This is a genomic window from Deinococcus sp. LM3 (assembly GCF_002017875.1).
Classification (GTDB): domain Bacteria; phylum Deinococcota; class Deinococci; order Deinococcales; family Deinococcaceae; genus Deinococcus.
Genome location: NZ_MUFV01000001.1, coordinates 2827085 through 2853828, shown reverse-complemented (window position 1 = coordinate 2853828; position 26744 = coordinate 2827085). Strand labels below are relative to the sequence as shown.

General features: G+C 70.3%; 28 protein-coding genes and 1 tRNA gene. 15 read left to right on the top strand and 14 right to left on the bottom strand.

What is annotated here, in order from left to right; translation table 11 throughout:
• Positions 1–54: 54 nt before the first annotated feature.
• Positions 55–1074, bottom strand: a complete 1020-nt coding sequence (locus tag BXU09_RS13445; protein WP_078304042.1) for an HD domain-containing phosphohydrolase — start codon at positions 1072–1074, stop codon at positions 55–57.
• A gap of 35 nt (positions 1075–1109) precedes the next feature.
• Between BXU09_RS13445 and BXU09_RS13440 the strand changes: the two genes are divergently transcribed.
• Positions 1110–1847 (top strand): YkgJ family cysteine cluster protein, encoded by a 738-nt coding sequence (locus BXU09_RS13440; RefSeq protein WP_078304028.1) that lies wholly within the window; start codon positions 1110–1112, stop codon positions 1845–1847.
• A 318-nt stretch (positions 1848–2165) separates the two neighbouring features.
• Here the strand turns inward: BXU09_RS13440 and BXU09_RS13435 are convergent.
• A tRNA-Val gene (locus tag BXU09_RS13435) sits at positions 2166–2240 on the bottom strand.
• A 205-nt stretch (positions 2241–2445) separates the two neighbouring features.
• On the opposite strand from BXU09_RS13435, the gene rimP reads away from it, so the two are divergent.
• The 4 genes from rimP to infB are packed head-to-tail and all read left to right on the top strand — an operon-like array spanning position 2446 to position 6302.
• A complete protein-coding gene (gene rimP / locus BXU09_RS13430) occupies positions 2446–2907 on the top strand; it encodes a ribosome maturation factor RimP (protein WP_078304021.1) in 462 nt (153 codons plus the stop codon).
• Positions 2908–2964: 57 nt separating this feature from the next.
• Positions 2965–4149 carry a transcription termination factor NusA gene (gene nusA / locus BXU09_RS13425; protein WP_055363312.1) on the top strand — a complete coding sequence of 395 codons (1185 nt, stop codon included), beginning with the start codon at positions 2965–2967 and terminating at the stop codon, positions 4147–4149.
• Entirely contained in the window at positions 4150–4512 is a 363-nt protein-coding gene (locus BXU09_RS13420; RefSeq protein ID WP_240501247.1) for a YlxR family protein, read from the top strand.
• 2 nt (positions 4513–4514) lie between these two features.
• A complete protein-coding gene (gene infB / locus BXU09_RS13415) occupies positions 4515–6302 on the top strand; it encodes a translation initiation factor IF-2 (protein WP_078304016.1) in 1788 nt (595 codons plus the stop codon).
• Between the two features lie 55 nt (positions 6303–6357).
• Here infB and BXU09_RS13410 read toward each other — a convergent pair whose 3' ends face one another.
• Together BXU09_RS13410 and BXU09_RS13405 are read right to left on the bottom strand one after the other, a co-directional pair.
• Positions 6358–7560 (bottom strand): hypothetical protein, encoded by a 1203-nt coding sequence (locus BXU09_RS13410; protein WP_078304009.1) that lies wholly within the window; start codon positions 7558–7560, stop codon positions 6358–6360.
• Between the two features lie 96 nt (positions 7561–7656).
• On the bottom strand, positions 7657–8172 hold the full coding sequence (locus tag BXU09_RS13405; protein ID WP_144012121.1) for a hypothetical protein: 516 nt from the start codon (positions 8170–8172) through the stop codon (positions 7657–7659).
• Between the two features lie 252 nt (positions 8173–8424).
• On the opposite strand from BXU09_RS13405, the gene BXU09_RS13400 reads away from it, so the two are divergent.
• The 3 genes from BXU09_RS13400 (at position 8425) to argC (ending at position 12355) form a co-directional block, all read left to right on the top strand.
• Positions 8425–8769: a hypothetical protein gene (locus BXU09_RS13400; protein ID WP_078304001.1), complete on the top strand. Its 345-nt coding sequence runs from the start codon at positions 8425–8427 to the stop codon at positions 8767–8769.
• 121 nt (positions 8770–8890) lie between these two features.
• The gene (secD, locus tag BXU09_RS13395; protein WP_078303999.1) at positions 8891–11185 is read left to right on the top strand and encodes a protein translocase subunit SecD; all 2295 of its coding nucleotides are present in this window, start codon (positions 8891–8893) and stop codon (positions 11183–11185) included.
• 120 nt (positions 11186–11305) lie between these two features.
• Positions 11306–12355, top strand: coding sequence for an N-acetyl-gamma-glutamyl-phosphate reductase (gene argC, locus BXU09_RS13390; RefSeq protein WP_078303996.1), 1050 nt, complete (start codon positions 11306–11308; stop codon positions 12353–12355).
• Between the two features lie 247 nt (positions 12356–12602).
• Here the strand turns inward: argC and BXU09_RS13385 are convergent, their stop codons facing one another.
• Genes BXU09_RS13385 through BXU09_RS13375 form a run of 3 tightly spaced genes read right to left on the bottom strand, consistent with a single transcriptional unit; the run spans position 12603 to position 14518 of the window.
• Positions 12603–13448, bottom strand: a complete 846-nt coding sequence (locus tag BXU09_RS13385; RefSeq protein WP_078303992.1) for an MBL fold metallo-hydrolase — start codon at positions 13446–13448, stop codon at positions 12603–12605.
• Between the two features lie 48 nt (positions 13449–13496).
• Entirely contained in the window at positions 13497–14075 is a 579-nt protein-coding gene (gene yjjX, locus BXU09_RS13380; RefSeq protein ID WP_240501245.1) for an inosine/xanthosine triphosphatase, read from the bottom strand.
• Positions 14072–14518, bottom strand: coding sequence for a DinB family protein (locus BXU09_RS13375; protein ID WP_078303989.1), 447 nt, complete (start codon positions 14516–14518; stop codon positions 14072–14074). The genes yjjX and BXU09_RS13375 overlap by 4 nt, the downstream gene beginning before the upstream one ends.
• 217 nt (positions 14519–14735) lie before the next feature.
• On the opposite strand from BXU09_RS13375, the gene BXU09_RS13370 reads away from it, so the two are divergent.
• On the top strand, positions 14736–15194 hold the full coding sequence (locus tag BXU09_RS13370) for a response regulator (RefSeq protein WP_078303985.1): 459 nt from the start codon (positions 14736–14738) through the stop codon (positions 15192–15194).
• 155 nt (positions 15195–15349) lie between these two features.
• Here the strand turns inward: BXU09_RS13370 and BXU09_RS13365 are convergent, their stop codons facing one another.
• Both BXU09_RS13365 and BXU09_RS13360 read right to left on the bottom strand, forming a co-directional pair.
• A complete protein-coding gene (locus tag BXU09_RS13365) occupies positions 15350–15691 on the bottom strand; it encodes an RNHCP domain-containing protein (RefSeq protein WP_078303973.1) in 342 nt (113 codons plus the stop codon).
• The gene (locus BXU09_RS13360) at positions 15688–16143 is read right to left on the bottom strand and encodes a hypothetical protein (protein ID WP_144012227.1); all 456 of its coding nucleotides are present in this window, start codon (positions 16141–16143) and stop codon (positions 15688–15690) included. The genes BXU09_RS13365 and BXU09_RS13360 overlap by 4 nt, the downstream gene beginning before the upstream one ends.
• 121 nt (positions 16144–16264) lie before the next feature.
• Between BXU09_RS13360 and BXU09_RS13355 the strand changes: the two genes are divergently transcribed.
• Positions 16265–16954 carry an MOSC domain-containing protein gene (locus BXU09_RS13355; protein WP_240501244.1) on the top strand — a complete coding sequence of 230 codons (690 nt, stop codon included), beginning with the start codon at positions 16265–16267 and terminating at the stop codon, positions 16952–16954.
• 44 nt (positions 16955–16998) lie between these two features.
• Here BXU09_RS13355 and msrA read toward each other — a convergent pair whose 3' ends face one another.
• Positions 16999–17547, bottom strand: coding sequence for a peptide-methionine (S)-S-oxide reductase MsrA (gene msrA, locus BXU09_RS13350; protein WP_078303967.1), 549 nt, complete (start codon positions 17545–17547; stop codon positions 16999–17001).
• Between the two features lie 86 nt (positions 17548–17633).
• Positions 17634–18386, bottom strand: a complete 753-nt coding sequence (locus BXU09_RS13345) for a TSUP family transporter (protein ID WP_055363320.1) — start codon at positions 18384–18386, stop codon at positions 17634–17636.
• Between the two features lie 180 nt (positions 18387–18566).
• On the opposite strand from BXU09_RS13345, the gene BXU09_RS13340 reads away from it, so the two are divergent.
• The 5 genes from BXU09_RS13340 (at position 18567) to holA (ending at position 24007) form a co-directional block, all read left to right on the top strand.
• Positions 18567–19682, top strand: coding sequence for a prephenate dehydrogenase (locus BXU09_RS13340; protein WP_078303964.1), 1116 nt, complete (start codon positions 18567–18569; stop codon positions 19680–19682).
• Positions 19683–19766: 84 nt separating this feature from the next.
• Positions 19767–20870: an acyltransferase gene (locus BXU09_RS13335; RefSeq protein WP_078303953.1), complete on the top strand. Its 1104-nt coding sequence runs from the start codon at positions 19767–19769 to the stop codon at positions 20868–20870.
• Positions 20871–21055: 185 nt separating this feature from the next.
• A complete protein-coding gene (locus tag BXU09_RS13330; protein WP_205684145.1) occupies positions 21056–22036 on the top strand; it encodes an alpha/beta hydrolase in 981 nt (326 codons plus the stop codon).
• A gap of 241 nt (positions 22037–22277) precedes the next feature.
• Positions 22278–23108, top strand: a complete 831-nt coding sequence (locus BXU09_RS13325; protein WP_078303949.1) for a serine/threonine-protein kinase — start codon at positions 22278–22280, stop codon at positions 23106–23108.
• Positions 23105–24007 (top strand): DNA polymerase III subunit delta, encoded by a 903-nt coding sequence (holA, locus tag BXU09_RS13320; RefSeq protein ID WP_078303943.1) that lies wholly within the window; start codon positions 23105–23107, stop codon positions 24005–24007. The genes BXU09_RS13325 and holA overlap by 4 nt, the downstream gene beginning before the upstream one ends.
• Before the next feature lie 194 nt (positions 24008–24201).
• Here holA and BXU09_RS13315 read toward each other — a convergent pair whose 3' ends face one another.
• The 3 genes from BXU09_RS13315 to BXU09_RS13305 form a co-directional block, all read right to left on the bottom strand.
• The gene (locus tag BXU09_RS13315; RefSeq protein WP_078303937.1) at positions 24202–24954 is read right to left on the bottom strand and encodes a shikimate dehydrogenase; all 753 of its coding nucleotides are present in this window, start codon (positions 24952–24954) and stop codon (positions 24202–24204) included.
• A 107-nt stretch (positions 24955–25061) separates the two neighbouring features.
• A complete protein-coding gene (locus BXU09_RS13310; RefSeq protein ID WP_078303932.1) occupies positions 25062–25814 on the bottom strand; it encodes a tryptophan-rich sensory protein in 753 nt (250 codons plus the stop codon).
• A 115-nt stretch (positions 25815–25929) separates the two neighbouring features.
• A complete protein-coding gene (locus tag BXU09_RS13305; RefSeq protein WP_144012119.1) occupies positions 25930–26691 on the bottom strand; it encodes a hypothetical protein in 762 nt (253 codons plus the stop codon).
• Between the last annotated feature and the right edge of the window lie 53 nt (positions 26692–26744).

Sequence of the window (26744 nt, the reverse complement as noted above, 5' to 3'; positions counted from 1 at the left end):
GGGCGCTCCAGACGCCAGGGCCGGGCGCACGCCGCGTGATCGCCGGGAGCGTGATCACCGGGGCAGTTTCTCCAGCAGGCCGACCAGCCGGGCGTCCAGGGCCTTCCCGGCGTGCGGTTTCAGGCGTTCCATGTCGCCCATCCGCACGAAGGCGTTCGCGACGGCCAGGATGCGGGCGTACAGCGGGATGTCCTCGCCGGCCAGTTTGTCCGGTTCGCCCTGTCCGTCCCAGCGTTCGTGGTGGTGCCGGATGGCCTTCTGCGCCTCGGCCAGGTGAGGCACGCCGTGCAGGAAGTTCGCGCCGACCTGCGCGTGCCCGGACTCGCCGTGAATCTTGCCCAGGTCGTGCAGGGTCGCCGCGAACCACAGTTCGTCCAGTTCCCGGCCCGCCAGTCCGACCAGCCGCCCGAGTTTCATGCTGACGTCCGCCACGGACTGCGCGTGACCCAGCGAGTCGAACTCGCGGCTCTCGACCGCCTCGACGAGCGCGCCCGTCAGTTGCCGCGCGGCCTGCTTCCACTCCTCGCGGCCCTCCAGGACGCCCAGCAGCGGCGCGACGGCCGCCGCCCACTTCGTGACGGCCTCCTGCGCGCCGGGGGTCACGCCCTCGGTGCCGGTGCGGTCCAGGACCAGCGCCCCCAGGTTCCGGCCCCGGTCGCTGAGCGGCACGACCAGCGACACGGTCACGTCCCGCATGCCGCAGGTGTCCAGCAGCGCCGTCACCTCCGGGCCGTTCTGCTCGTACAGTTCGCGCGTCCCGTCGGCCAGCACGCGCGGCCGCATGCCCGCCCACGGGCCGCTCAGGGCCGCGCCCAGCAGCTCTTTCGGGTAGCCGAACACGGCCGCCACGCGGTCCTGGCCGCGCCGGACGACCGCGTAGCCCTGCGCGTGGCCGCCCAGCAGGGCCGCCGCGTACGACAGCGCGCCTTCCAGAATGCCTTCCTGGGACGGGCGGGACAGCAGGTCCGACAGGACGCGCGTGGCGTCCAGCGGCTCTCCTGGCACCGATATCCCGGTCTTGCGCGGGTCAGGAGTGCCTGGGGCCGGGGGCTGGGTGCGGGGGCGTCGGAACACGTTGCGCCCAGTATACCCGCGCTACGCTGCGCGCCATGACTCAGGCACGCCCCTCCCCCCACGCCGCCGTGACCGAACCCGTCCGGGCCGGTTACGCCCGTTACGCCCAGCAGGCCGAACGCTGGCTGGGACGCTACCAGCAGCAGGGCGGCCGCGTGTACTGCGGCGCCGGTTGCTTCGCGTGCTGCAACATGCCCATCCGCGTCAGTCTGGCCGAGGCGCTGATCATGACGGCCGCCCTGAGCCCCGAGCAGGCCCGCGCGGTCGAGACGCACGCCCGCGCGGCCGTCGCCAACGCCCGCACCGCCCGCAGCGACGAGCAGTACGTGCAGCGCCACCGCGACGAGGTCGGGTACTGCCCGATCCTGAACCGCGAGACCGGCGGGTGCAGCCAGTACGACGCGCGCCCCACCCGCTGCCGCGACACCTTCAGCGCCTTTCCCGCCACGTACTGCGAGAGCGGCACCCTGGAACGCATGACGCGCCGCGAGCAGGCCGAGTACCGCCGCGAGGTCGCCCGCACCCCCGGCACCGACGGCGAACTGCACTTCATCGCGCCGCTGGAGCACCTGTCCGAACCGGTGTGGGTCGCGGCCGCCCGCGCCATGCGCCAGAGCTGGGGCCTGGAAGTCTGGGGCGATTTCTGGCTGCTGACCACCCTGGGCGCCGACCCGAAATTCATGGCGGCCATCACGCAGGGCAACGCCCGCGCCGCGTGGCAGATCGCCTCCGGACGCGGCCTGGCACACCGCATGCTGCTGGAAATGGAGTGATACGGACTCCGGTTGAATGGGCTGCAAAGCCCGCTGGGTCCGAGCGAAGCGAGTGGGAGCAAAACGGGTTCCGGACGTGGAGCTGGCAATCCGGTGAAGTTCCGGATTGTCGGCGAAACAAACGGCAGTCCGTATGAGGGGGGGAGTGGGAAGTGGTGAGTGGGACAGCGTGTGCGCGGCGCGCGTGGCGCTGTCAGGCCCATGACGGTCAGGCCCATCCCCCACGACCGACTCCCCACTCCCCCACCGCCTGCCCACAGACACCAGCAAGACAACAGCGAGCGTCCCCGGACTGAATCTCCGGGGACGCTGTTTCTCTGGTGGGCGGTGAGGGATTTGAACCCCCGACCAATCGCGTGTAAGGCGAGCGCTCTACCGCTGAGCTAACCGCCCGTTGCGGCCTGACATATTAAAGGGATGGGGGGCGGCGTTGCAAGGGGTCGGGTGGGGGGCGGGGGCGCACTTTGTGAGCGGCGGCGCGCGGAAGGCGGGGTTTCGGGTATACTGGGAGCGTAATTCCTCGAACGAGGGGTGGGTGGCAACCCACCTTTTTTCGTGGAGGGGGTGGTTTTCAGGCTGGATTCACAGCCGACACAATATGAATAACAATGGAAGCAACAATCAACTTGAGCAGATCGCGCAGACCGCACTGACCCCGCTGGGGTTCGAGGTGCTGGAAGTGCAGGTGCAGAACCTGGGCGGGCAGCCGATCGTGCTGGTCCGCATTGACCGGCTGGACGAGCAGCCCGTGACGGTCGAGGACCTGACGAAAGCCAGCCGCGCCGCCGAGGCGGAATTCGACCGTGTGGATCCCATTTCCGGTGAGTACCGCCTGGAGTTCGAATCGCCCGGCGGGAAGCGTCCGCTGACGCGCGCGCGGCACTTCGAGCGGATGCTGGGCCTCAAGGCCCGCGTGCGCGGCGAGGGGCAGGCGTTCACCGCGCCGATCGCCGCCGTGGACGGCGAGATGGTCTCGTTCGACGTGGCGGGTGAGCGCGTGACGCTGCGCGCCGGGTCGTTCCAGGCGAACCTCGCGGAGTTCCCGGACCGTCACCGTTAAATCGGGCGGGGCCTGCCAGGCGCGGGCCGCCCGGGTTCTAGTAAAGGATAGAGTGAGATGACCCAGCCAGAATTCAATTTTGCCGACGCGCTGCGTGAAGTGGCGCAGGCCCGTAACATCAACGAGATGCAGCTGATCGAGGCGTTCGAGCAGTCGCTCGCGCAGGCGTACACCCGCAACGTCGAACCCGACAAGCGCATCGAAGTTCACCTGGACCCGCAGAGCGGCGAGCTGGAAGTGCTCGTGGTGCGCGAGGTCGTGGAGAAGGTCGAGGACGAGCACATGCAGATCTCGCTGGCCGACGCGCTGGAACTCGATCCCGGCGTGGAAGTCGGCATGGAGATGGAGTTCCCGGTGGACCGCGAGAAGTTCAGCCGCATCGCCCTGCAGGCTGCCAAGCAGACCCTGACGCAGAAGATGCGTGAGACCGAACGCAACGTGGTGTTCAACGAGTACAAGGACCGCGAGGGTCAGGTGCTGACCGCGCAGGTGGTCCGCAGCGACAACAAGGGCAACTGGTTCGTGGAACTGGGCGCTGGCGAGGCGATCCTGCCGCCCCGCGAGCAGATTCCGGGTGAGAAACTCACGCCGGGCAACCGCGTGAAGATCTACCTGAAAGAGGTTCGCAAGACCCCCAAAGGCCCAACCATCCTGGCCAGCCGCGCCGACGAGCGTCTGCTGGACTACCTGCTCAAGCAGGAGATTCCTGAGGTCGCCAACGGCATCGTGGAGGTCAAGGCGATCAGCCGCGAGGCCGGTCAGCGCAGCAAGGTCGCGGTGTTCTCGCATAACAGCAACGTGGATCCCATCGGTGCGTGCATCGGGCACCGCGGGAACCGCATTCAGGCCGTGACCGGCGAACTGGGCCGCGAGCGCGTGGACGTGATCCTGTGGGACGCGAACACCCGCGACTTCATCCGCAACGCCCTGAGCCCCGCCAAGGTGGGTCTGATCGAGGTGCAGCCTGACCGCCGCGAGGCGACCGTGACCGTCACGCCCGACCAGCTGTCCCTGGCGATCGGTAAGGGCGGACAGAACGTGCGTCTGGCTGCCAAGCTGACCGGCTTCAAGATCGACCTGCGTGAAACGGCCGCGATCAGCGACCTGGACGCCGCGATGCAGCAGGCGCTGGCCGACGAGCAGGAAGGCCGCGACAGTGGCAACGCCCAGTCCGCGTTCGACGCGCTGTTCAAGGACAGCAAGTCGGTCGCGACCGCCAGCCCGGACGACGTTCAGGAGTAAGTGTTGACGGACTCCCCCGCCCCCACCCCGGACCGGCACACGCCGGAACGGACCTGTGTCGCGTGCCGCCGCCGGCGGCCCCAGGCGGAGTTCACGCGCCTGGCACGGGTCGGTGGGGTGTGGGCGCCGCAGTCCGGCGTGCGGGTAGGACGCGGCGCGTACGTGTGCGCCGACTCCCCGGACTGCTGGCAGCAGGGGCGGCTGCGCCGCGCGTTCGGCGCGCAGGCCCCGGCGGTGTCGGCCGCCCTGGTCGCCCGGAGCGGCCCTGAACACCGACCTGACCCCAGCGGCCCCCCAGTGGCCGCATCAGAATCAACCCCGCACGCACCCGGACGGGTCCGTGACGGGTCTCACCGGAGGTGAGCATGTCGAAAGTTCGAATTTACACCCTCGCCAAGGACCTTGGCGTCGAGAATGCCAAGATGCTGGAACTGCTCGACGGTCTGGGCGTCTCGTACAAGAGCGTCAGCAGCACCATCGAGGAAGAAACCGTGGAACTGATCAAGGAAATGCTGGCCGAGGAAGCCGCGCAGGCCGGCGGAGCACCCGCGCAGGCCGCCGCCGCCCCTGAGAGCGACACCCCCACGGACGCCGACGCCGGAAGCGCCGCGCCCGCACCGCAGGCCGACGCACCCACCTCCGGCGAGGAAGTGCCGCACCGCGCGCCGGTCGTGACGATCATGGGTCACGTCGACCACGGTAAGACCAGCCTGCTGGACTACATCCGCAAGACCAAGGTCGCCGCCAAGGAAGCCGGGGGCATCACCCAGCACGTCGGGGCCTTCGAGGCGCAGACCAGCAAGGGCAAGATCGTGTTCATCGACACGCCCGGCCACGAGGCCTTCACGACCATCCGCGCGCGCGGCGCGAACGTCGCGGACATCGCGATCATCGTGATTGCCGCCGACGACAGCCTGATGCCCCAGACCCGCGAGGCCATCGCGCACGCGCAGGCCGCCAAGGTGCCCATGCTGATCGCCATCAACAAGGTCGACCTGCCCCAGGCCGACCCGGACCGCGTGAAGACCGACCTGACCCAGCTGAACCTCGTGCCCGAAGAGTACGGCGGCGACCTCGTGGTCGTGCCCGTCTCCGCCAAGACCGGCGAGGGCGTCGAGGACCTGCTGGAGTACATCAGCCTGACGGCCGAACTCGAAGACCTGCGCGCCGACCCCAAGGGGACTTTCGGCGGCGTGATCATCGAGGGCAAGGTCGACAAGCAGGCGGGCGTGCTGGCCACCGTCATGGTGCAGGAAGGCACGCTGCACGTCAGCGACTTCCTGGTCGTCGGTGAGAACTACGGCAAGATCAAGGCCATGACCGACAGCAACGGCGCGCGCATCAAGGAAGCCGGACCCAGCACGCCCGTGCAGGTCCTGGGCTTCAGCGAGGTGCCCAGCAGCGGCGAGAAAGTCCAGAGCGCCAAGAACGAGCACGCCGCCCGCGAGATCGTCGCCGCGCGCGCCAGTGACCGCCGTGACGCCGAGAACGCCCGCGTACAGCGCCGCCTGACCCTGGAAGAGATGATGGGGCCGCTCGGCAGCGTGCGTACCGTGAACCTGATCCTGCGCGCCGACACGCAGGGCAGCGTCGAGGCGATCCAGGGCATCCTGGCCCGCAAGGAAAGCGACGACGTCAAGATCAACGTGATGCTCGCCGGCATCGGCGCGCCCACCGAGGGTGACGTGCTGCTGGCCAGCACCGCCGAGGCGACCATCCTGTGCTTCAGCGTGACCGCCTCGGGCGGCGTGAAGAAGGTCGCGGACGGCAAGGGCGTGGACATCAAGTCCTTCCGGATCATCTACGAACTCATCGACGAGGTCGACCGCCTGATCAAGGGCAACGTCGAACCCGTGTTCGAGGAGAAGTACCTGGGCCGCGCCGAGGTCCGCATGCTGATCAAGCACCCCAAGAGCGGCACCATCGCCGGTTCGTACGTCACGGACGGCAGCCTGAAACGCAATGCGAAAGCCAAGGTCACGCGCGGCAAGCAGGTCGTGTACGAGGGCACCATCGTGGGCCTCAAGCGCTTCAAGGACGACGTCCGCGAAGTGCAGACCGGCTACGAGTGCGGGATCAACGTGGACTGGAACGACGTGATGGAAGGCGACATCATCGAAGCCAGCGAAATGGTGGAAGTCGAGCAGAACTAAGCTTCGCCGTAAAGGCCGGAACCTCCGCGTGGGGTTCCGGCTTTCTTTGTGGTCGTCACTCGTTCGCGGCGGGCGTGACGAACAGTCGCCAGGAGTCGTTCAGCAGGCGGGTGTCGCGGGCGGGCGCGGGTTCCAGAGTGACGGTGAAGGGCACACCGTTCTCCTGGCCGGTCAGGGTGAGTTGTGCGTCCTGCCGCGCCCAACGCAGGCGCTGCGGGGAGCCGTCGACCGGAGTCAGTATGAGGGTCTGTCCGCTGACGTCGTAGCGTCCGGCACCTGTGGCGGGAGCGTCCGGGCAGTTCAGGCGCTCCAGGCGGTACAGCGGCGCGAGGCTGGCGCGATAAGCATTCAGGGCCAGGGTGCGCCAGCGGCAGTCGTTCGCGATATCCGGGGCGGGTCGGGAGTCGGCGGTGACGCGGTACACGCCCGCGAGATCGTGAGGGACGGGACGGGGGGACCACTTCTGCACGAAGTCCAGGGTGGTCAGGAGGGGCGCACAGGTGACGTACCCCAGAACCACCACCCGCGCGAGCGCCCGCAGCGGGCGGGGGCCGGGCAGTCCCGGCGGGGCCGGCAGGGGCCGGGTGGGTTCGTTCCGCAGGGCGCGCCAGAGGTTCGGCAGGTGCGGCCACAGGATCGCCACGGCGAGCAGCAGCAGGTTGGCGGCCCCGAGTTTCACGAACACGTTGAAGCCCAGGTTCAGCAGCAGCACGAAGCTCAGGACCGGCACGGCCAGCAGCGCCCCGGCCAGCGCCGTGCGGCGGTGCAGCAGCAGGAAAGCGGGCAGCACTTCCAGCGCGCCGCCCACGAACTGGAACAGCGGCGAGGCGCCGACCGTGCGCCACAGCAGGCCCATGTGGTTCATCTGCCCGAAGCGGGTCAGCAGGTCGCTGTGGTCCGGCTGGGCCATCTGGAGCAGAAACACCTTCTGCCAGCCGTAGATGAACAGGACGTACGCGAGGGACAGCCGCGCCGCACGCATGATCCAGGGGGTGGCGCGGGCCGTCCAGCCCCGGTCACCCTCCGCGCGGCCCCAGGCGAGGGCGACGATCAGGGCCAGTCCCGCGTTCAGGCCGAACAGGATGAAGGCGCTGGGCGGCTCGCCGGTCAGGGGCGGCCCGGTCTCGCCCGCCAGCCGCCGCGCCAAGGGCGTCAGGGTCACGCCGTACCAGCCGAGCAGAGTCAGCAGCAGCCAGCACGCCAGCCAGCGGACACCCAGTCCGTCGGGCGGCCGGTTCGGGGGCAGGAAGGAGGGCACGACGCCGATTGTGCCTGCCCGCTGACGGCGTGGGCGCCTCACATGACCAACCCCCCGCCACGGGGACGGGGGGCTTCTGGGGGGTCGGGGGTCAGGTCAGGTGCCGCTGGTGGTGTCGGCCGCCGCGCTGCCCTGATCCGCGTTGCCGGCGGGGGCGGCGGGCTGCTGACCGCGCGGGCCGCGCTGACCCTCGCCGTCGCGGTGGCCAGGGCCGCCAGGGCCACGTCCGCCGCCGAAGCCGAAGGGGTTCTCGGCGAGGCGCGCTTTCATGTCGGCGGCCCGTTCGGCGGGGAGCTCCCCGGCCTTGACGGCGGCGTCGATGGTGGCGTTACCGGCCTTCACGGCGGCGGCCTTGAGCTTCTCGGGGGTGGTGTTCAGTTGCGTGGCGAGGTTCTTGACGAAGGTGTCGGCGTGGTTGGTGACGCTGCGGGCGGCGCGGTCCTGCTGGCCCTGCCCCTGGCCGCGCTGGGCACTCTGCTGGGCATGGGCGGTGACGTCGGTGGTGCTGGTGCTGGTCTGCTGCGCGAAGCCCAGGCCGATGGTCAGGGGCAGGGCGGCGAAGGCGATCAGGGGCAGACGGTTCTTCAGGGGGTTCTTCAGGGGGTTCTTCATGGGGGCACTCTCCGTGGGGGGTTGAGGATCGTCGGGAAGGGGGTCGTCGGGAACGGGACCGTTCATGACGCGGTCCGGGCGACCGGGTTCAGGCGGGCCGGGCACCCGCTCCGGTGTGGACTGCCCTCCGGAGGTCAGCCACGACGGCAGTGTGCCGGGCGGCGGTTAAGGCGCGGCTAACGCGGACGGATCGCCGGGCCGCGCGACCGGGCCGGGCTGTGGTGGGGGCGGGGTCTGCTATGCTGGGTCGCTTTGAACCGTCCGCTGTTCCTTCCGCCCGCGTGGCTGGCCCGCCTGAGTGCGTGGCCTGGGGTGCTGACGGTCCTGTCGCTGCTGGCGGTGGGGTTCGGGACGCCCGCGCCCGCGCCGGAGGTGGGCGAGCGGCTGTCGGCGGGGCGGGTCACGCCTGTCCTGCCGGAGTTGCGGCCCGCGCCGGGTGCGCCCACGCCCACGCCGTTCCCCGCCTCCCCGCCGCCGGAACCGTTGCCGTGGGCGGCGGCCGTTCACGCCGAGGTGCGGGCGGTCCGGGCGTGGTCGCCGCCGCTGCGCCGCCCGGCCCTGAGTGTGCTGGGGCGGCGGCAGTCGGACGGCGGCTGACCCGCGCCCCCACCTGCCGACCGCCTGACCACGGGTTTGACCGCCGGGCCCGATGATGGGCCTGCCCGCGTGGCCCGGGTGACCGATCCGCCTCTCGTTTCTTTCTTCTGGAGTTGTTCCTGTGACCTACGGCAATAATCGCAACAAAGACGGGCGGCGTCCGCCGCCGCGCCGCGCCGCGCCCACGGCGTCGAAACCCAACCCCTGGACCGGGCTGCTGCTGCTGCTGACGCTGCTGGCGTCCCTGGCGTACATCTGGCGTCCCTGGGAGCACCGTGACAACCTGTGGACCCTCTGGGACGACAAGTTCCAGTTCATGACGCTGGGTCTTGACCTCAAGGGCGGCCTGCGGATCGAGCTGGCGCCCGAGTCCGGCACGGCCACCCGTGACGAACTGGACCGCGTGAAGACCGTCATCGAGAACCGCGTGAACGCGCTGGGTGTGGCCGAGCCGACCGTGACGGTCGCCGGTGGCAAGCGCGTGGTCGTGGAGATTCCGGGCGCGACGCCCGCCGTGCAGAACCGCGCGCGTGAGATCATCGGGCAGACGGCCCGCCTGGAGTTCCGGATCGTGCAGCAGAACGCGCAGCCGGACCCGGCGCTGGCGCAGAGCAACCCGCGCAGCGGCGGGTACACGCTGGATCAGCTGGGACCGGTCGAGGCGACCGGGGAGGTCATCTCGGACGCGCAGTCCGCGACGGACCCGCAGTCGGGCCGCTGGGTCGTGACCTTCCAGAACACAGACAAGGGCGCCGCCACCTTCGGGGAGTTCACGGGCAGGAACGTGAACCGGCTGATGGCGGTCGTGCTGGACGACCAGATTCAGAGTGTGGCGAACATCCAGCAGCGGCTGTTCCGTGACGTGCAGATCACCGGGAACTTCGACGCCGAGGAGGCCAGTCAGCTGGCGCTGGTGCTGAAGTCCGGGGCGCTGCCCATCAAGATCAAGACCGAGGCCGAGAAGGCCATCGGGCCGACGCTGGGCGCCGACGCGATCCGCAGCGGGGCCATCGCGGCCCTGGTGGGGATCGCGCTGGTGTTCGTGATGCTGTTCGCGTACTACGGCTTCTGGTTCGGGCTGGTGGGCGCGCTGGGCCTGCTGTTCTCCAGCATCGTGATCCTGGGCATGCTGGCGGGCTTCGGGGCCACGCTGACCCTGCCGGGCATCGCGGGTCTGGTGCTGACCATCGGCGCGGCCGTGGACGGCAACGTGATCTCCTTCGAGCGCATCAAGGAGGAGCTGGACAAGGGCAAGGGCATCAAGAACTCGATCCGCGCCGGGTACGATCACTCGACGGCCGCGATTCTGGACGTGAACGCCGCGCACCTGCTGTCCGCGCTGGCGCTGTACAACTACTCGACGGGTCCGGTGAAGGGCTTCGCAGTGACGCTGATGGTGGGCGTGGTGGCGGCGACCTTCTCGAATCTGGTGTTCGCCAAGTGGTTCATCGAGTGGCTGGCGCAGCGCCGCCCGAACATGAACGCCCGTCTGTGGATCAAGAATACCCGCATCGACTTCATCCGCCCGGCGAAGATCATCACGACCCTCAGCGTGCTGCTGGCGCTGGTGGGCGTGGGGATCCTGGCGAGCAAGGGCATGAACTACGGCGTGGACTTCACGTCGGGCACGACGGTGGCCATCAAGACGGCGGCCGATACGACGACCGAGCAGGTGCGTTCGGCCGCGACCGGGGCCGGCGTGGAGAAGATCAACGGGCAGAGCACCGTGGTGCAGCGTGACGTGACGCCCGGCCTGGACGGCGCGACGTACACCATCAAGGTGCCGGAGCTGACGACGCCCGAGGTTCAGAAGCTGTCGGCGGCCATCACGGCGCTGCCGGGCGGCGAGGTGCAGTCCACCGAGACGGTCGGTCCGGCGGTCGGGCAGGAGCTGACGCAGAAGACCATCTACGCGGTGCTGCTGGGCATGGGGCTGATCCTGGTGTACGTGGGCTTCCGCTTCGACTTCATCATGGGTCTGGGCAGCATCCTGGCCGTGATTCACGACGTGGCGATCGTGATGGGCCTGTACGCGCTGCTGGGCCTGGAGTTCTCGATTGCCAGCGTGGCGGCGCTGCTGACCTTGATCGGGTACTCGCTGAACGATTCGATCATCGTGTCCGACCGCATCCGGGAGAACATCAAGGAGATGCGTGGCCGGCCGTACCGTGAGATCGTGAACATGTCGATCAACCAGACGCTGTCGCGCACGATCATGACGTCGGTCAGTACCATGCTGCCGCTGCTGAGCCTGCTGATCTTCGGTGGGCCGGTGCTGCGGGACTTCAGTCTGGTGCTGCTGGTGGGGATCCTGGTGGGTACGTATTCCAGCATCTACATCGTGGCGCCGCTGGTGGTGTACTACGAGGAGCGCACCCGCCGTCGCCGTGACGCGGCGCAGGCCGCGAAGGCCTGAAGCGTTCCGTCCGGAAGGCTGCCCCTGGGTCACTCCAGGGGCGGTTTTCATTTGATAAACCTATGACCGTAAGACATGTCACTCGACAGGCCAGGGTGGGGCGGGGTATGCTGCGCGGCGATGAGCATGCACGATCAGAAAACGGTCGCCATTGTCGGCGGCAGCGGCTACGCCGGAGGCGAATTCCTGCGCCTCGCCCTGAACCACCCCCACCTGAACGTCACGCAGGTCACCAGCGAACGCAACGCCGGCACCATGGTCAGCATGGTCCACCCCAACCTGCGCGGCCGCACCAACCTCAAGTTCCGCCGGGCCGCCGAACTGGACGAGGCCGACATCATCGTGCTGGCGCTCCCCCACGGGCACGCCGCCCACCGCATCGCGGAATTCGAGGCCAGGGGCAAGATCATCGTGGACCTCTCGGCCGACTTCCGCCTGAAAGACCCCGAGGTGTACCGCGCCACGTACGGCGAGGACCACCCCACCCCCGACAAACTGGGCGAGTGGGTGTACGGCAACCCGGAACTGCACCGTGAGGACCTGCGCGGCGCGACCCGCATCGCCTGCGCCGGGTGCTTCGCCACCAGCGTCATCCTGGCCCTGTACCCCCTGCTGAAACTGGGCGTGCTGCTGCCCAAGGACATCATCGCCACCGGACTGGTCGGCAGCAGCGCCGCCGGAGCCAGCGCCAGTGACAGCAGCCACCACCCGGAACGCGCCGGGAGCCTGCGCGTGTACAAACCCGTCGGGCACCGCCACACCGCCGAGGCGCAGCAGGAGTTGCCGGGGCACTTCCCGCTGCACCTGACCGCCATCAGCACCCCCCGCGTGCGCGGCATCCTGACGACCGCGCAGGCCTGGATTCCCGACGGCTACAGCGACCGCGACGTCTGGAGCGCCTACCGCGAGGTGTACGCCCAGGAGCCCTTCATCCGCATCGTGAAGGTCGCCAAGGGCATCCACCGCTACCCGGACCCCATGCTGCTCGACGGCACCAACTACTGCGACATCGGCTTCGAGATGGACATGGACACCGGCCGCGTGGTCCTGATGAGTGCCATCGACAACCTAGTGAAAGGCACCGCCGGGCACGCCATCCAGAGCCTGAACATCGCCCTGGACTGGCCCGAGACGACCGGACTGGAATTCGCAGGACTGCACCCGGCGTAAGCGGGCAGTGGGATGATGGGAAGTGGGTCGGTGGTCTGATACGGATTCCGTTTGTTTCGCCGACAATCCGGAACTTCACCGGATTGCCAGCTCCACCTCCGGAACCCGTATTGCTCCCACTCGCTCCGCTCGGATTGAATGGGCTGCAAAGCCCATTCAATCCGAGTCCGTATGACCCGCCCCCCTTCCCAGGAATGCAGCGAACGGCCCGCCCGGACTATCGGGGCGGGCCTTCTGCTCCTGGCTTTCAGCTATCCGCTTGCAGGGTGAAGCCCCCCTTGGGGTTCTCGTGCAGGCGGGCGAAGGGCTCGTCGGGGTCGTGGGGAGTGCAGATGGTCGCCTGCTGCTCGAACCACGCGCCCAGGTGGGCCTTGCGGGTCTCCAGGGTGGTGACCGGGTACAGGTCGTAGCCCATGATGTACGGCGTGGGCGCGTGCGCCAGGGTGGGAATCAGGTCCGCGACGTACACCAGCGTCTGGCCCTCGCTGCGCAGCACCACACCCTGCTGCCCGAGGTTGTGGCCGGGCAGCGGCAGCACGCTCAGGCCGGGGCGCAGTTCGTGCTCGCCGTCCACGACGTCGAACAGTCCGGCGTCGAGGATGGGGTCTATGTAGGCGGGAATGTAGCTGGCGCGGCTGCGTTCGTGGGTGTGCCGGGCGTCGTGGAGTTCCTGTTTCTGCACCACGTAGCGGGCGTTCGAGAAGGTCGGGTCGCCCAGCAGGGTGACGTTGCGCCCGGCATGGTCGAAGTGCAGGTGCGTGTTGATGACGAGGTGGATGTCTTCCGGGCTCAGGCCCAGGCGGTCCAGGCCCCGGAAGACGGTCTCGTCGCGGTCGAGGGCGTACATGCCCTCGAATTTCTCGCCGCCCTGATCCCAGAAGCCGGTCTCGATCAGGATGTTCTCGCCGCCCAGCTGGATCAGCAGGGGGTTGATGCGCAGGCGGATGCGGTTGAGGTCGTCGGCGGGCGCGGCGCGTTCCCACAGCACCCTGGGGACGCTGCCGAACATGGCGCCGCCGTCCAGGCGGAACTGCCCGTCGGTGAGGGAATGGACCTGCGCTTGGCCGATCTGGCGGGAGTGATTCCAGGACATGCGCCCGAGCCTAACAGACGTTCGTTAGCCCTGGGACGGGCTGGGTGTTTACCCGCGCGGGGACAGGTCGGATACCGGGTACAGCTGCGGGTGCAGGAACGGGGCCAGCGTGAGCGCCAGCGCCTGCCGCCATACGTCCGGGCGGGTCACGAGGCCGCCTGTCAGCGCACCGACCGTGCCCACGCCGCGCTTGAGGTCCCGCGTGCCCAGCAGTTCGTCCATCAGCGTCCCGAGTTCCCGGCCCGCCAGCACGCCGGGCAGGATGGCGGGCGGGACCGGCAGTTCCGCCGTGCGGCCCGCGTTCACGCCCGACGCGTGCGCCACAGCCACCACACCGAACAGCCAGCCTCTCCCCCCTTCGTCCAGGCGCACGCCGCCCTCCAGACCCACGCCCCACAGCGCGCCGGGCTGCGCCAGGGCAGCGGCGGCGCGGTTGGTCGCGCCCAGCGCGGTCTCCTCCACCCCGAGCGGCTGGTCCGGCACGCCGCTGGGCACGTTCACGCCCTGCACGGACAGCGGTGAGGGCAGGCCCAGGTCGGCCGCCAGCGCCGTGAAGACCTCCTGCACCGGCTGGACCTTGCCGGGGTTCAGCGAGCCCACGAACACGGAGCCCACGAACACGCTCACGCGCCCGTCCCGGCGGCCGGGGGCAGCGTGCCGTTCAGGCGGCGCAGCAGGGCCACCTGTCCCCAGTGGTACGCGCTGTGGACGGCCAGATCGGTCAGTACGTCGCGGGCGCGGCTGCTGGGGTCGCGGGCCAGGGCCTGCGCCTCGGGCAGTCCGGCCAGCAGGTCGGCGTGCGCCGCCGTGAATTCGGGTTCGGTCAGTGGCGCCGGGGGCCAGACGTTCAGGTCGTCGGGCCAGCCGTCCGCGCGGCCCGAGGCGATGTTCAGGCTGGCGCGCTGCGTGACGCTCAGGTGCCAGATCACCTCGGCCAGGGTGCGGGGCAGGGCGGGGTGCGCGGCGCTGGCCTCGGCCCAGGTCAGGCCGCCGAGCAACCGCGTGACCTCGCGGAACGACGCGCCGCCCAGCAGGGAGAGTTGCAGGAGTGTCGGGTGCGGTTCAGTCATACCCGGAGGCTAGCGCAGGGCGCCGCCCCACCGCGCGGCCCGGTCCGCTGCCCAGCCACCCAATAAATGACCACTCGGTCATTCATGATCAAGGGAACATCAAGGGCGCATGGCGGGTGCGTAAAGTCTGGCCGGTGCCACGCCACACCCGCCACTGTCAGACTTGAGAACACAACCAAGACGCGCCCACCCGAGTGGCGCGGCCCAAGGAACCCCCATGCACACAGTCCACACCCCAGCCATCGCCACGCCCGTCCCCATCGAGATCCTGCTGATCGAGGACAGCGAACCCGACATCGTCCTGACCCGCGAGGCCTTCGCGGACGCCGGCGTGCTGAACAACCTGCACGTGGCGCGGGACGGCGTGGAAGGCCTGGAAATGCTGCGGGCCACCGGCCGCCTACCCCGCCCGGACGTGATCCTGCTCGACATCAACATGCCCCGCATGAACGGCCTGGAATTCCTTCAGGAGATCAAACGCGACCCGGAACTCATGACCATTCCCGTGATCATGCTGACCACCAGCCAGGCCGAGGAGGACATCCTGCGTTCGTACCAGGCGTTCGCGGCCAGTTACGTGGTGAAACCCGTCGAGTTCGGCCGGTTCTACGAGGCCATCCAGGCGCTCGGACGCTACATGCTGACCATCGTGCGCGCCCCCCAGCCCCCGAACTGATACGGACTCCGATTGAATGGCTTATAAAGCCGTTCAATCCGAGCGGATGCGAGTAGGAGAAAAACGGATTCCGGACGTGGAGTTGGCAGATCGGTGATGTTCCGATCTGTCAACGAAACAAACGGAATCCGTATGACGCCCCGAGCCCGACGCCGTCAGTCGCGTCGGCGGGTGCTGACGGCGATCAGGGCGTCCCAGCTGTCCGGCTGATCGGGGTCGTCGGTGGCGGCGCGGTTGCGACCCTCGAAGCCGCACTTCTGGCAGCGGTGCGTGATGATCCAGCCCTTCTTGCCGCTCTGCTCGACGGCGACGGGTTCCATGTCCCCCTGGCAGGTGCAGGCGCGGTCGCCGGGCAGGATGTCCACGTGCCGGCTGTGCAGGCATTCGGGACAGTGGTTCCGGACGCTGCCGTTGCGCAGCGGTTGCACCTGCGCGCCACAGAAGCCGCAGGTGAAGGCGTTGTTCGTCCCGACGACCGTGAACCGGCGCCCGCTCACGCGCGTCCCCCTGCCTGACGCGCGGCGCGGCGGGCCGCCCAGCGACTGTCCAGGAACGCCCGGATGGAGGGCGTGCCGACCAGCGCTGTTCCCAGCCCCAGGTACACCAGCCCCGCCCCGCTGACCACCCAGCCCTGCCAGGCGGTCGTGCCGGTCAGCATCCCCACGATGAACACCAGCAGGCCCGCCACCATGGCCAGCCCCACGGTCAGGCGCCACGCCAGAACGCTGCCGCGCCACACCATGCCCAGCAGGAACACCGTGAGGCACATGGACAGGACGCCCTGCGTGACGTTCTGCGCGCGGCCCTGCGCCAGCGACGCCACGAACGGCAGCGAGCTGACCATCAGCAGGCCCATCAGGACCACCAGGGTCGGTACGCGACCCGCCTGCGCCAGCGCCGGATCGAAGGGGGAACCCTGCCCGGCAGGCGGGCGGGCCGAGGGGGTCACAGTAGGACGCTTGGGACTCACGGGCCGCATTCCATCACAGGCCTGCCCTGGAAACGAGGGCGAAGGTCACGTGCGCCTCCGCGCGCCACACGGCCGGCGGGGTAGGCAGTAGCCTGCGCACATGAACATGAGTCTCAGGAGCGTGAACGTCGGGCAGGGCCTGCCGGTCATCATCGGGGCGCGCTCTGTGCGCAGCGGCATCGACAAACGACCCACCCTCCAACCGGTCGGCGTGAACGCAGGCGGCCTGGACGGGGATCAGGTGCTGAACACCCGGCACCACGGCGGGCCGGGGCAGGCCGCGTACCTGTACACCACCGACGATTACGACTGGTGGGCGGCGCAGGGAGTGGCCGTGCGTGACGGCCTGTTCGGCGAGAACCTCACCCTGGGCGGGGCGGGCAGCAGCGCGGACTGGCGGGTCGGGGACCGCCTGACCACCGACGGCGGCGTGACGCTGGAAATCACCGCGCCGCGCATTCCCTGCGCCACGCTGGCCGCGCACCTGGGTGACCCGGCCTTCGCCCGGCGCTTCGGGGCGGCCGCCCGGCCCGGCCTGTACGCCCGCGTCCTGACGCCCGGCACCGTGCAGGCCGGCGACCCCGTGACCGCCATGCGCGCCGCGCCGGACGCACCCACCATCCGCGACCTGTTCGAACTGGACCTGCGCGGCACGCTGCGGGGCCGCCCGGTCACGCCGGACGACCTGCGCGACCTGCTGGAGCACCCGCTGGCCGAACGCAGCCGCGCGGACCTGCTGAAACGACTGGCGAAACTGGAGGCGCAGGGGGAAGAAGGCAGCCGGAAGTAGCAAGTGGAAAGCGGGTCGGGGATGGCGGGCGACCCCCGGCCCACTCAGCTTTTCAGGCGGTCGGCGTAGTACGTGCGGAGCTTGGCGACCTTCGGGGCGATGACGGCCACGCAGTACGGCTGACGGGGGTTGTTCGCGTAGTAGTCCTGGTGGTAGTCCTCGGCGACGTGGAAGGTGCTGGCGGGTTCGATGGTCGTCACGATGGGCCGGTCGAACACGGCCTGCGCGGTCAGGTCCGCGATCACCTCGCGCGTCTGGGCGTCCTGCTCGGGCGTCAGGGGGAACACGGCGCTGCGGTACTGCGTGCCGGTATCGGCCCCCTGGCGGTTGAGGCTGGTCGGGTCGTGCGTGGCGAAGAACAGGCCCAGCAGGTCCCGGAAGTCCACCTGCGCCGGGTCGAAGGTCACGCGGACCGCCTCGGCGTGCCCGGTGGTGCCGCTGCACACGCTGCGGTAATCGGGGTTGGGGGTGTGCCCGCCGATGTAGCCGCTCTCGATCTTCTGCACGCCGCGTACGTCCTTCAGGACCGCCTCGGTGCACCAGAAGCACCCGCCGGCGAGAATGGCCTGCTGCGTTCCACTGGGAGTCGTCATGCCGTCATGATGCCGCGCCACGGCCCGCCCGACGGGAAGCGCAGCCACGGTTCACGCCCCCCAGGGCTCCGGCAGGTGCTGGTCGCTCAGCGGCCCAGGAACAGGCGCGCGGCGACCAGCACCACGATCACGGCGTACACCCACTTCACGAAGGCGCTGCCGCGCAGCATCGCCATGCGCGCGCCCAGCGTGGCGCCCAGCGCGTTGGCGACGCCCATGGACAGCCCGATCCACCAGACCATCTGCCCGCCGATCAGGAAGAACAGGAACGCGCCGAGGTTCGTGGCGAAATTGATGGTCCGGGCGTTCCCGCTGGCCCGCACCAGATTGAAGCCCGCCAGCGCGAACAGGAACATCAGGAACGTTCCGGTGCCCGGCCCGAGGAAGCCGTCGTACACGCCGACGATCAGGGCGCCGGGCAGAGTCAGGGCCAGCGTGCGAGTCGTCAGGCCGGGGTAACGGTCCTCCAGCCCGAAGCGTTTGTTGACCAGCACCAGCGTGCCCACGCCCAGGATCACCACGCCGATCAGGGTTCGGAAGGCGTCCGGGTCCACGAACTGCACCAGAAACGCCCCCAGCGCGCTGCCGATCAGGGCCAGCGGAATCAGGCGCAGCACCAGCGCCCGCTCCACGTGCCCGCTGCGCCAGTACTGCACGGTGGCGCTGCCGGACCCGAAGATCGCCAGCAGTTTGTTCGTGGCGACCGCCTGCGCCGGGCTGAGTCCCATGAACAGCAGCGTGGGCAGCGTGATCGTGCCGCCGCCCCCCGCGACCGCGTCGATGAACCCCGCGAGAAAGGCGAGCGGCAGGCCGTACAGCAGCACTTCAGGTCCAGGCACCAGCGGACTGTAGCAGGGGCGCCGGCATGATGGGGCGTGGGTTGTAGACCACGCCCACCTCTGCACTCCTACCTCTGCACTGCCTGCGCCCTGCCACCGCTCTGTGCCACGTGTTCACCTGTGCAACGTGTTCAGACGCCCCGGCCGGGCGGCGTGCGGGGTCATGCTAGCCTCGCCGTTATGACGCAAGATTCCTCCAGCACGCCCCCCGCGCCCCCTGCCCTGTTCGACACGGCGGTCGTGGCGGGCGTGGGCCTGATCGGGGGGAGCGTGGCGCTGGGGTTACGGCAGCGGCTGCTGGCCCGGCGCGTGATCGGCCTGGACGCCAGTCCCGCCGTGCTGCGCGAGGCGCTGGCGCTGGGCGTGGTCGACGAGATTCAGACCGCGCCGGGCGAGTGGCTGCGCGCGGCGGACCTGGTGGTGCTGGCCGCGCCGATGCGGGCGCTGGCGCCGCTGGCCCGTGACCTCGCGCCGTTCCTGAACCCGCAGGCGCTCGTGACGGACGTGGGCAGCGTGAAGGGCGGCATCGCGGCCGAGATGGAGCGGCTGGGCGTGCGGTCCTTCGTGGCGGGCCACCCGATGGCCGGCAGCGAACGGGGCGGCGTGACGCACGCCCGCGCGGCCCTGCTGGAGAACGCCGTGTGGGTCCTGACGCCCACCGATCACACGCCCCTGACGGCCCTGAGCCGCGCGCGCACCCTGGTCGAGTCGCTGGGCGCCGCGCCGGTCGTGATGCCGCCCGACGCGCACGACGCGCTGGTGGCGACCATCAGTCACCTGCCGTACCTGACGAGTCTGGCCATGACGCACATGGTCGCGCGGGACGAACGCCTGAGCCTGCTGGCCGCCGGGGGGTTCCGTGACCTGACGCGCGTGGCGAGCGGCGACCCCCGCATGAGCCGCGACATGGTCGTGGAGAACAAGGCCGCGCTGCGCGAGGCGCTGGCCCGGTTCCGGGGGCAGCTCGAGCGGCTGGAAGCGGATCTGGACGAACCGGAGGAACTGCTGGCCGCCGCGCTGGAAGGCAAACGCACCCGCGACAGCCTGCCGATCGTGAAGCGCAGCCTGCTGCCGCAGCGGCACGACCTGGTGGTGGCCGTCCCGGACCGCCCGAACCAGCTGGGGGCGGTCACGCAGACGCTCGGGGCGCACGGCGTGAACATCAAGGACATCGAGGTGCTCGCCATCCGCGAGGACGGCGGCGCGGTCCGGCTGGGCCTGGAATCCCCCGAGGACGTGCAGCGCGCCGCCAGTATCCTCACGGCCGAGGGCTTCGAGGTCCGGGGCCGTTCCTGAGCGTCCACGCAGGGCCGCGCGCCCCCGGTCTGCGCGCGGGGCGCACATCCGGCCCGCGCCCGCGTGCGCTACGGTAGACCGCTGATGTCTGACCCCGCCTCCCCCGTTCCTGCCGCGCCTGCCGGAACCGTCCCCTCACCGACGCGGGCGCCGCTGACCATGATCGACGTGTTCCGTGGGCTGACCATCCTGGAGGTCGTGCTGCACCACACGACCGGCATGGCGCTGCGGTACCTGACGCCGGGAACGCTGTCGCACGAGGCGGTCACGGTCCTGAACCGCACGCTGCACTTCGCGGTGCCGGCCTTCGTGTTCCTGTCGGCGGTGGTCCTGACCCGCAGCCTGCTGCGCCGTTTCGAGCCCCGGCGCTACTTCTGGCGGCGGCTGACGCGCGGCGGCTGGCCCTACCTGCTGTGGAGCGCGCTGTACATGCTGTGGTACGTCCTGAGCGGGCAGCGGCCCCCGGAGACGCTGACGGACCCGGACCGCTGGTGGTTCTACCTGTCGAACGGCAAGGCCAGTTACCACCTGTACTTCCTGCTGGTGGCGCTGGAGGTCTACCTGGTGCTGCCGCTGCTGCTGCCGCTGGCGCGGCGGCGGCCGGGCATCACGGCCGCGCTGCTGACCGGACTGGCGCTGCAACTGGGCGCGTACTTCCTGAACCGCGAGGTGCTGCGCCTGCCGTTCCCGGCCAGTACGGTGCTGTGGTACCTGCTGCCCATCACGCTGGGCATGGCGGTCGGCGCGCGGCTTGACGAGTTCCCGGCGTGGTGGCGGCGGCGGCGCTGGGTGGTGCTGCCCGCGCTGGTCGTCGCGTACGCCGCGTACCTGCCGGCGGCGCTGTCGTACGTGCGGGGCGTGCCGGTCACGCCGGTCGTGTACAGCACCCTGAGCTGGGTGTTCACCAGCCTGACGGCCCTGACCCTGCTGGGCGCCGCGCACCGCATCCAGCGCGGCGGGTCGCGCGCCCAGGCGGCCCTGGCGACGCTGGGAACGGTCAGCCTGCAGGTGTACCTGATTCACCCGGCGCTGCTGCAGGCGCTGGAACGCTGGAACGCGCCGGACGGCACGCCCACGCAGGTGGCCCTGACCTCGGGGGTGTACGCGCTGCTGGCGCTGCTGATTCCTGCCCTGCTGGGCCGGGCGCTGCTGAACACCCGCCTGGGAACCCTGCTGTTCGGCCGCTGATGACCGCCCGCCAGTCCCCGCCGCCTGAAACCGGCGTCCTGATGAGTGTCCAGTCAGGTACTCGTCGGGCCGGCGCGCTACAGTGCCGCTCCGTGAAGGTGTCTCCCTCCGTGTCCGGTCATCCGGATTCCGTCTACTTCGTTTCCAGCCCAGGAAAGCGTGGGTCCATCCGTCTCCGTGGCAGTGTGAGGCTCGCAGCGGCCCTGCTCGCCACGGTCCTGAGTGCCGTGGGCGTCCCGGCAGGCGCGCAGGCAGCGCGGGGTTCTGCGGTTCAGGCGTCGCTTCCGCCGGTGCCGGGCAGCGCCGCGCAGCCGGCCGACACGGGCCGCTGGATCAAGCTGGGCGGCGCCACTCCGTCGTTGTTTCAGGCTCCGGCGACCTGCGCGGTGCGGGCCTGCCCGCTGGTCGTGGTGTCGCACCCGCGCGGTCAGGGCCCCGAGCGACTGCGGGACAGTCCGCAGGTGCAGACGCTGGCGCAGGCGCTGCTGCGCGCCAATTTCGCGGTCCTGCTGAGCAGCGACGGGGGGACGCTCAGCTGGGGCAGTCCGCAGGGGCTGGCCGAGGCCGGCGCGGCGCACGCCGCCGCCATCCGCCGCTTTCAGTGGAGCGGCCGCACGTACGCGCTGGGCCTGAGCATGGGCGGCCTGATGGCGCTGCGCAGCGCCCTGCCCGGCTCGCCGTACCCGGTGCGGGGCGTGGCCCTGATCGACGCCTGGACGGACCTGGAACTCGCCTGGGATTCGGCCCTGTCCCGCCGCCTGGAGATCGAGGCCGCGTACGGCCGCGCCACGCCGCCCAGCGCCGAACTGAACCCGCAGCAGCTACTGACGCGCCAGTCGCCCCTGCCGCTGTTCGTGATCAGCAGCCTGGAGGACACGACCGTGAAGGCCAGCGCGAACAGTGACCGCCTGCTGGCCCACGCGCAGCCCGGCGTGAGCGAGTTTCTGCCCGTGACCGGCCCTCACCTGGGGGCCAACCGCTTCACACCGGCCGTCGCGCAGAGACTGGCGGGTTTCTTCACGCGCCTCGAGACGCTGGAATGGTCGCCCCCAGCTGCTTCGGGCCCGGCCGCTTCGAGTTCAGCTGCTTCGGGTCCGGGCGCTTCGGGTACGGCCGCTCCGCCGCCCGCCGCGTCCGGCATTCCCAGCCGGCCAGTCGCCCGCTGATACGGACTCCGATTGAATGGGCTTTGCAGCCCATTCAATCCGAGCGGAGCGAGTAGGAGAAAAACGGGTTCCGGACGTGGAGCTGACAGATCGGTGGTGTTCCGATCTGTCAGCGAAACAAACGGAATCCGTATGACGCAGCGCGGATGGGGGGCCCGTGGGGACGCCTGTCGGGGGTAGAATGTGCCGCACGCCTCGCTGAACGGCAGCGGGTGTGAAAGACTTTACATCAGTGAGCTTGATGCAGGAATACCCCACCACCCAACCCCTGACCGACCGGGCCCCGCTGGCCGAACAGCCCGGCGTGTACAGCGAATCAGCCCTCTGGTACGGCCGGCGCGTGTTCGTGAAGACCCTGGTCGCCGAGGACCCGGACTCGCTGGCCCGCTTCCAGCACGAGGGGCGGGTCGCGGCCAGCCTGCGTCACCCGCTGGTGGCGTCCCTGCTGGCCCTGACGCCCACGCAGCTGATCTTCGAGTTCATCGAGGGCGGCACGCTGCGCGAGCGGCTGGAGCGCGGGCCGCTGGGCGAGGCCGAGGCGACCGAGGTGGCGGGCGGCGTCCTGAGCGCCGTGGAGTACCTGCACTCGGTGGGCGTCACGCACCACGACCTGAAACCCGAGAATGTGATGCTGCTGGGCGGCGAACCCGGCTGGCAGAATGTCCGCGTGATCGACTTCGGCATGAGCCACTCGCGGTCGCTGCCGCTCGACATTCACAGCGGCACCCGCATGGGCACGCCGCACTTCATGGCGCCCGAGCAGTTCCTGGGCGTGCGGGGCGACCCGCGCAGCGACCTGTACTCGGTGGGCGTGCTGCTGTTCGACTGCCTCGCCGGGCACCCCCCGTACGAGGACGCGCTGGGGTGGCTGGCCGGTATCCGTGAGCGGCGCGAGGCGCTGCCCGGCCCGGCCCCCCTGCACCCGCTGATGCGTTCGGCGCTGTCCCGTGACCGTTCCGAGCGGCCCCTGAGCGCCGCCCGGATGGCCGCGGACCTGCGCGCCGCCCGGCAGGAACTCGGCCTGCCGGACCTGCCGCTGCCCCGCCCCGGCAACCTGGACGCCAGCGCGTGACCCTGATCGCCTTCACCGGCAACCGCTTCCTGGCCGACGAGACGCTGCGTGACACGCTGGCCGCGCGCGGCCTGAACGCCCGCGACCTGCCGCGCCTGGCGGGCGAGGACGTCACGCCCGACACGCTGCGCCCGCACCTGTCGCCGGGCCTGTTCGGAGACGGCGGCCTGATCGTGGATTTCGAGGGCGTGAAGCCCGACAAAGCGCTGCTGGAACTGCTGGCCTCGGCGGCCGTCACGGTCGCCGTGCTCGACGAGTCGCCGCCCGCCACGCGCGTCAAGCTGTACGAGGCGCGCGGCGAGATCGTCGCGTCCCCCGCCCCCAGCAAACCCGGTGACGTGACCGGCTGGGTCGTGCAGCGCTGCAAGCGGCAGAAACTGAATCTCGACCGGGACGCCAGCGCCTACCTCGCCGAGGTGTTCGGCCCGGACCTCGCAGGGATCGCCGGGGAACTGAACAAACTCGCGCTGCTGGACGGCCCGTTCACCCGTGACACCGTGCAGCGCGTCGTGGGGCGCGAACCGCCGGGCGACAGTTTCGCCATGCTGGGCGCCGCCACCGCCGGCCGCCCCGGCGAGGCCGTCACGCAACTGCGCCGCCTGCTGGCCTCCGGCGAGGACCCCTTCAAGATGATGGGCGCCGTCGTCTGGCAGTACAGCCTCGTGGCCCGCTGCGTCGCCCTGCAACAGCAGGACGGCCGCGTGACCGAGGCCGTCGCCGCGCAGAAACTCGGCGTGAAACCCTACCCCGCCAAGAAAGCCCTGGAAGTCGCGCGCCGCCTGAACGAGGCCAGAATCCGCACGCACCTGGAACGCATCCTGGCTGCCGACCTGGCCATGAAACGCGGCCTGGACGCCGGAGTGGCCCTGGAACGCCTGATCGTGCAACTGAGCGTGTAATGGACTCCGATTGAATGGGTTGCGAAACCCGTTCAATCCGAGCGGATGCGACCCGTAGAGCTGCCCCGCAGAGTGGGAGCAGGGCGGGTCCCGGACGTGGAGCTGGCAATCCGGTGAAGTTCCGGATTGTCAGCGAAACAAACGGAACCCGTGTAAGCGTAGGTAGTGGGAAGTGGGCCGGCGGCTGACGCCCGTCAGCTGCTCAGCGCCGGAAGGACCGGTTCGAGTTCGTCGGGATGAAAACGCTGGCCGGTGGCGTGCGCGAGTTGCCGCGCGAGGCGGCGCAGCGGCAGGCGGCTCAGGTCGACGCTGCTGGCGCCGCTGCTGCTGGCGTCCGCGCGGCCGGTCAGGTCGATCAGGGTGTGGTACGGCTGCACCAGTCCGCCGGGCAGCGGGCCGGCGGTCAGGACGATCAGGTCGGCGCGTTCGGCGTACGTGCGGCAGCTGGGGTCGCGGCGGCTGAGCGGGTAGGCGCGCAGGCCGGCCGGCAGGTCGCGGGCGGCGCGTTCCGCTTCCGGGAGGCTCTCGGCGGCCACGCCGATGTCCGTGAAGCCCAGGCGGGCCAGCGGCAGGGCCAGCGCGAGGTCGTGGGCGTCCAGGCCGATCAGCAGGGCGCTCGCGCCGCGCGTGGCGTACCCGCTGGCTTCCAGGGTGTCGCTCAGGGCGTCGGTCAGGGCGAAGGTGCCGCTGAGGGTCCCGGCGAACGACACGGCGTCCACGCGGCCCACGCGCCGGGCGGCCGTGTCGGGCGTGACGGAGTCCAGCAGGTGGACCTGCTGGCTGTCGTGCACGAGCGCCCCCGTGAATCGCAGGGTGCGGCAGGCGTCCAGCACGGCGCGGGTGTCGTCGGTGGGGACACTGACGGCGATCAGGCCCAGGTCCCGCAGGGCGCGGGCGGCCGAGGCGGGGTAGCCGATCAGGGCGAGGGGCGTGTCGGACGCAGGCATGGAACCGCAGTCTAACGGCTGGGCGGTCAGGACGTGGGGGGCGGAGCCGCTGACTGGCCCGCCCCCCCACTTGTTCCCTGCCGGACCCGCATCAGGCGGAGTCCGGATTACATCAGCGGGCGGCGGCCGCGCAGGCTGAGCAGCGCGCCGAGGATCACGACCACGGCAGCCACGGCGACCCCCGTCACGACGGTCGCGGCGTCCGGGCGGGCGACGTACACGCCGTAGAAGGCCCACAGCAGCACGGCTGCGAAGGCGTAGTCGCGGAAGCGCACCAGGAAGAACACGCCGATCACGGCGGCGATCACGACCAGCACGGCGCTCCAGACGGGGGCGCTGAGGCCCAGCGCGCCGCCCGTGACCCCGGCGCTGACCAGAAAGGCGGTGATGTTGGCGATGGTGGCGACGCTGATCCAGCCCAGGTACAGCGAGGTGGGCAGCGCGAGCGTCCAGCGTTCCGCGCCCTGGGCCGGCAGGCTGCGCACCGTCAGGTACAGCCAGATCAGGCTGGCGAGCAGGGCCAGCATGATGATGACGCTGGGGCCGAAGTTCAGGCTCTGGAAGGCCAGCAGCCAGGAGACGTTCAGCAGGTTGCCCAGCAGGAACGGCCAGAACAGCCGATCAAACCGGGGGCCGCGCTGGGCGGGCAGTGCCTGGTACACGGCGAAGACCAGCAGCCCCAGGAAGATGGGACCCCACACCGCAAACGTCAGGCCGGCGGGCGTGAAGGCGTTCGGGAGGGCGTCACTGACCTCCTTGTTCGAGTTACCGAAGAGTGGAAGGGCGTTACTGAGGTAGTTCATCACGAGCGTGAGCAGCGTGACGAGCAGCAGCGTGACTTGCCTGGGGAGTCCGGTCATACCTTCAGCGTAAGAGGGGCTGCCCGGAGCGCGGTGTCAGAACGCTGACGGTTTCGTGAACGCCGCCCGGCGTATGAAGGTCAGATCAAGGCGACCTGTTTCAGGTCAGGGCGGTTCAGGTGCCGCTGCCGGCCCGGCGGGCGGCGACGGTCAGCAGCGCGGCGGCCAGCGGCACGAGACCGCGCGTGCGGCGCGACAGCAGCCCGGCTCCCAGGGTGAGGACGGCGGCGTGGCGGGCCAGTTGTACCTCCTGGGCACGCACGGGCCGCCCGGCGCGGTCACAGACGCTTGTGACGGCCTCTGGGGCGGTCAGGATGCCTGCCAGCGGCAGGACCGAGGCGGCCAGCAGCGCCGATCCCCACGAGAACCCCGCCTGCCGGTGCAGGGTGGGCATCAGGGCCCCGGCGGCGGGCAGGGCGCTGCGCGCCTCGGCGGTCAGCAGGGGCGCGCCGCCGGCCAGGAACGCGGCGGCCCGCTCGCCGGACGCTCCGGCCAGCAGCGCCTGCACCAGCATTCCGGCGTGATCGGCGCGGGTGGCGGGTTCGCCGGTCGTACCCGCGATCAGCCGCACGCCGCTCAGGACCGCCAGTCCTGCCAGGGGGTTGCCCGCGCCGCCCAGCAGGGCCACGGCCGCCGCGACCGGCAGCGCCGCGTTCGCCGTGACCGGGTGGTCCGGGTCGAGTTCCCGCGCAGTGGCCCAGGCCAGGAAGGCCGCGCCCCCCACACCCACCGCCTGCGCCCAGGGCCGCCCGAACGCCAGGGCCAGCAGCGCCGCCCCAGCACTTCCGGCCGCCGCGACCCGGTTAGACGGGTACGAGAAGTCCAGCGGACGCGCCAGCGCCGAGCCACGAACGAGGGGAGCAGGGGAACCTGACATGCCTGCACCCTACGTCGCGCGGCAGGCACGGCCGCGTGACCGGCAAGGAACCG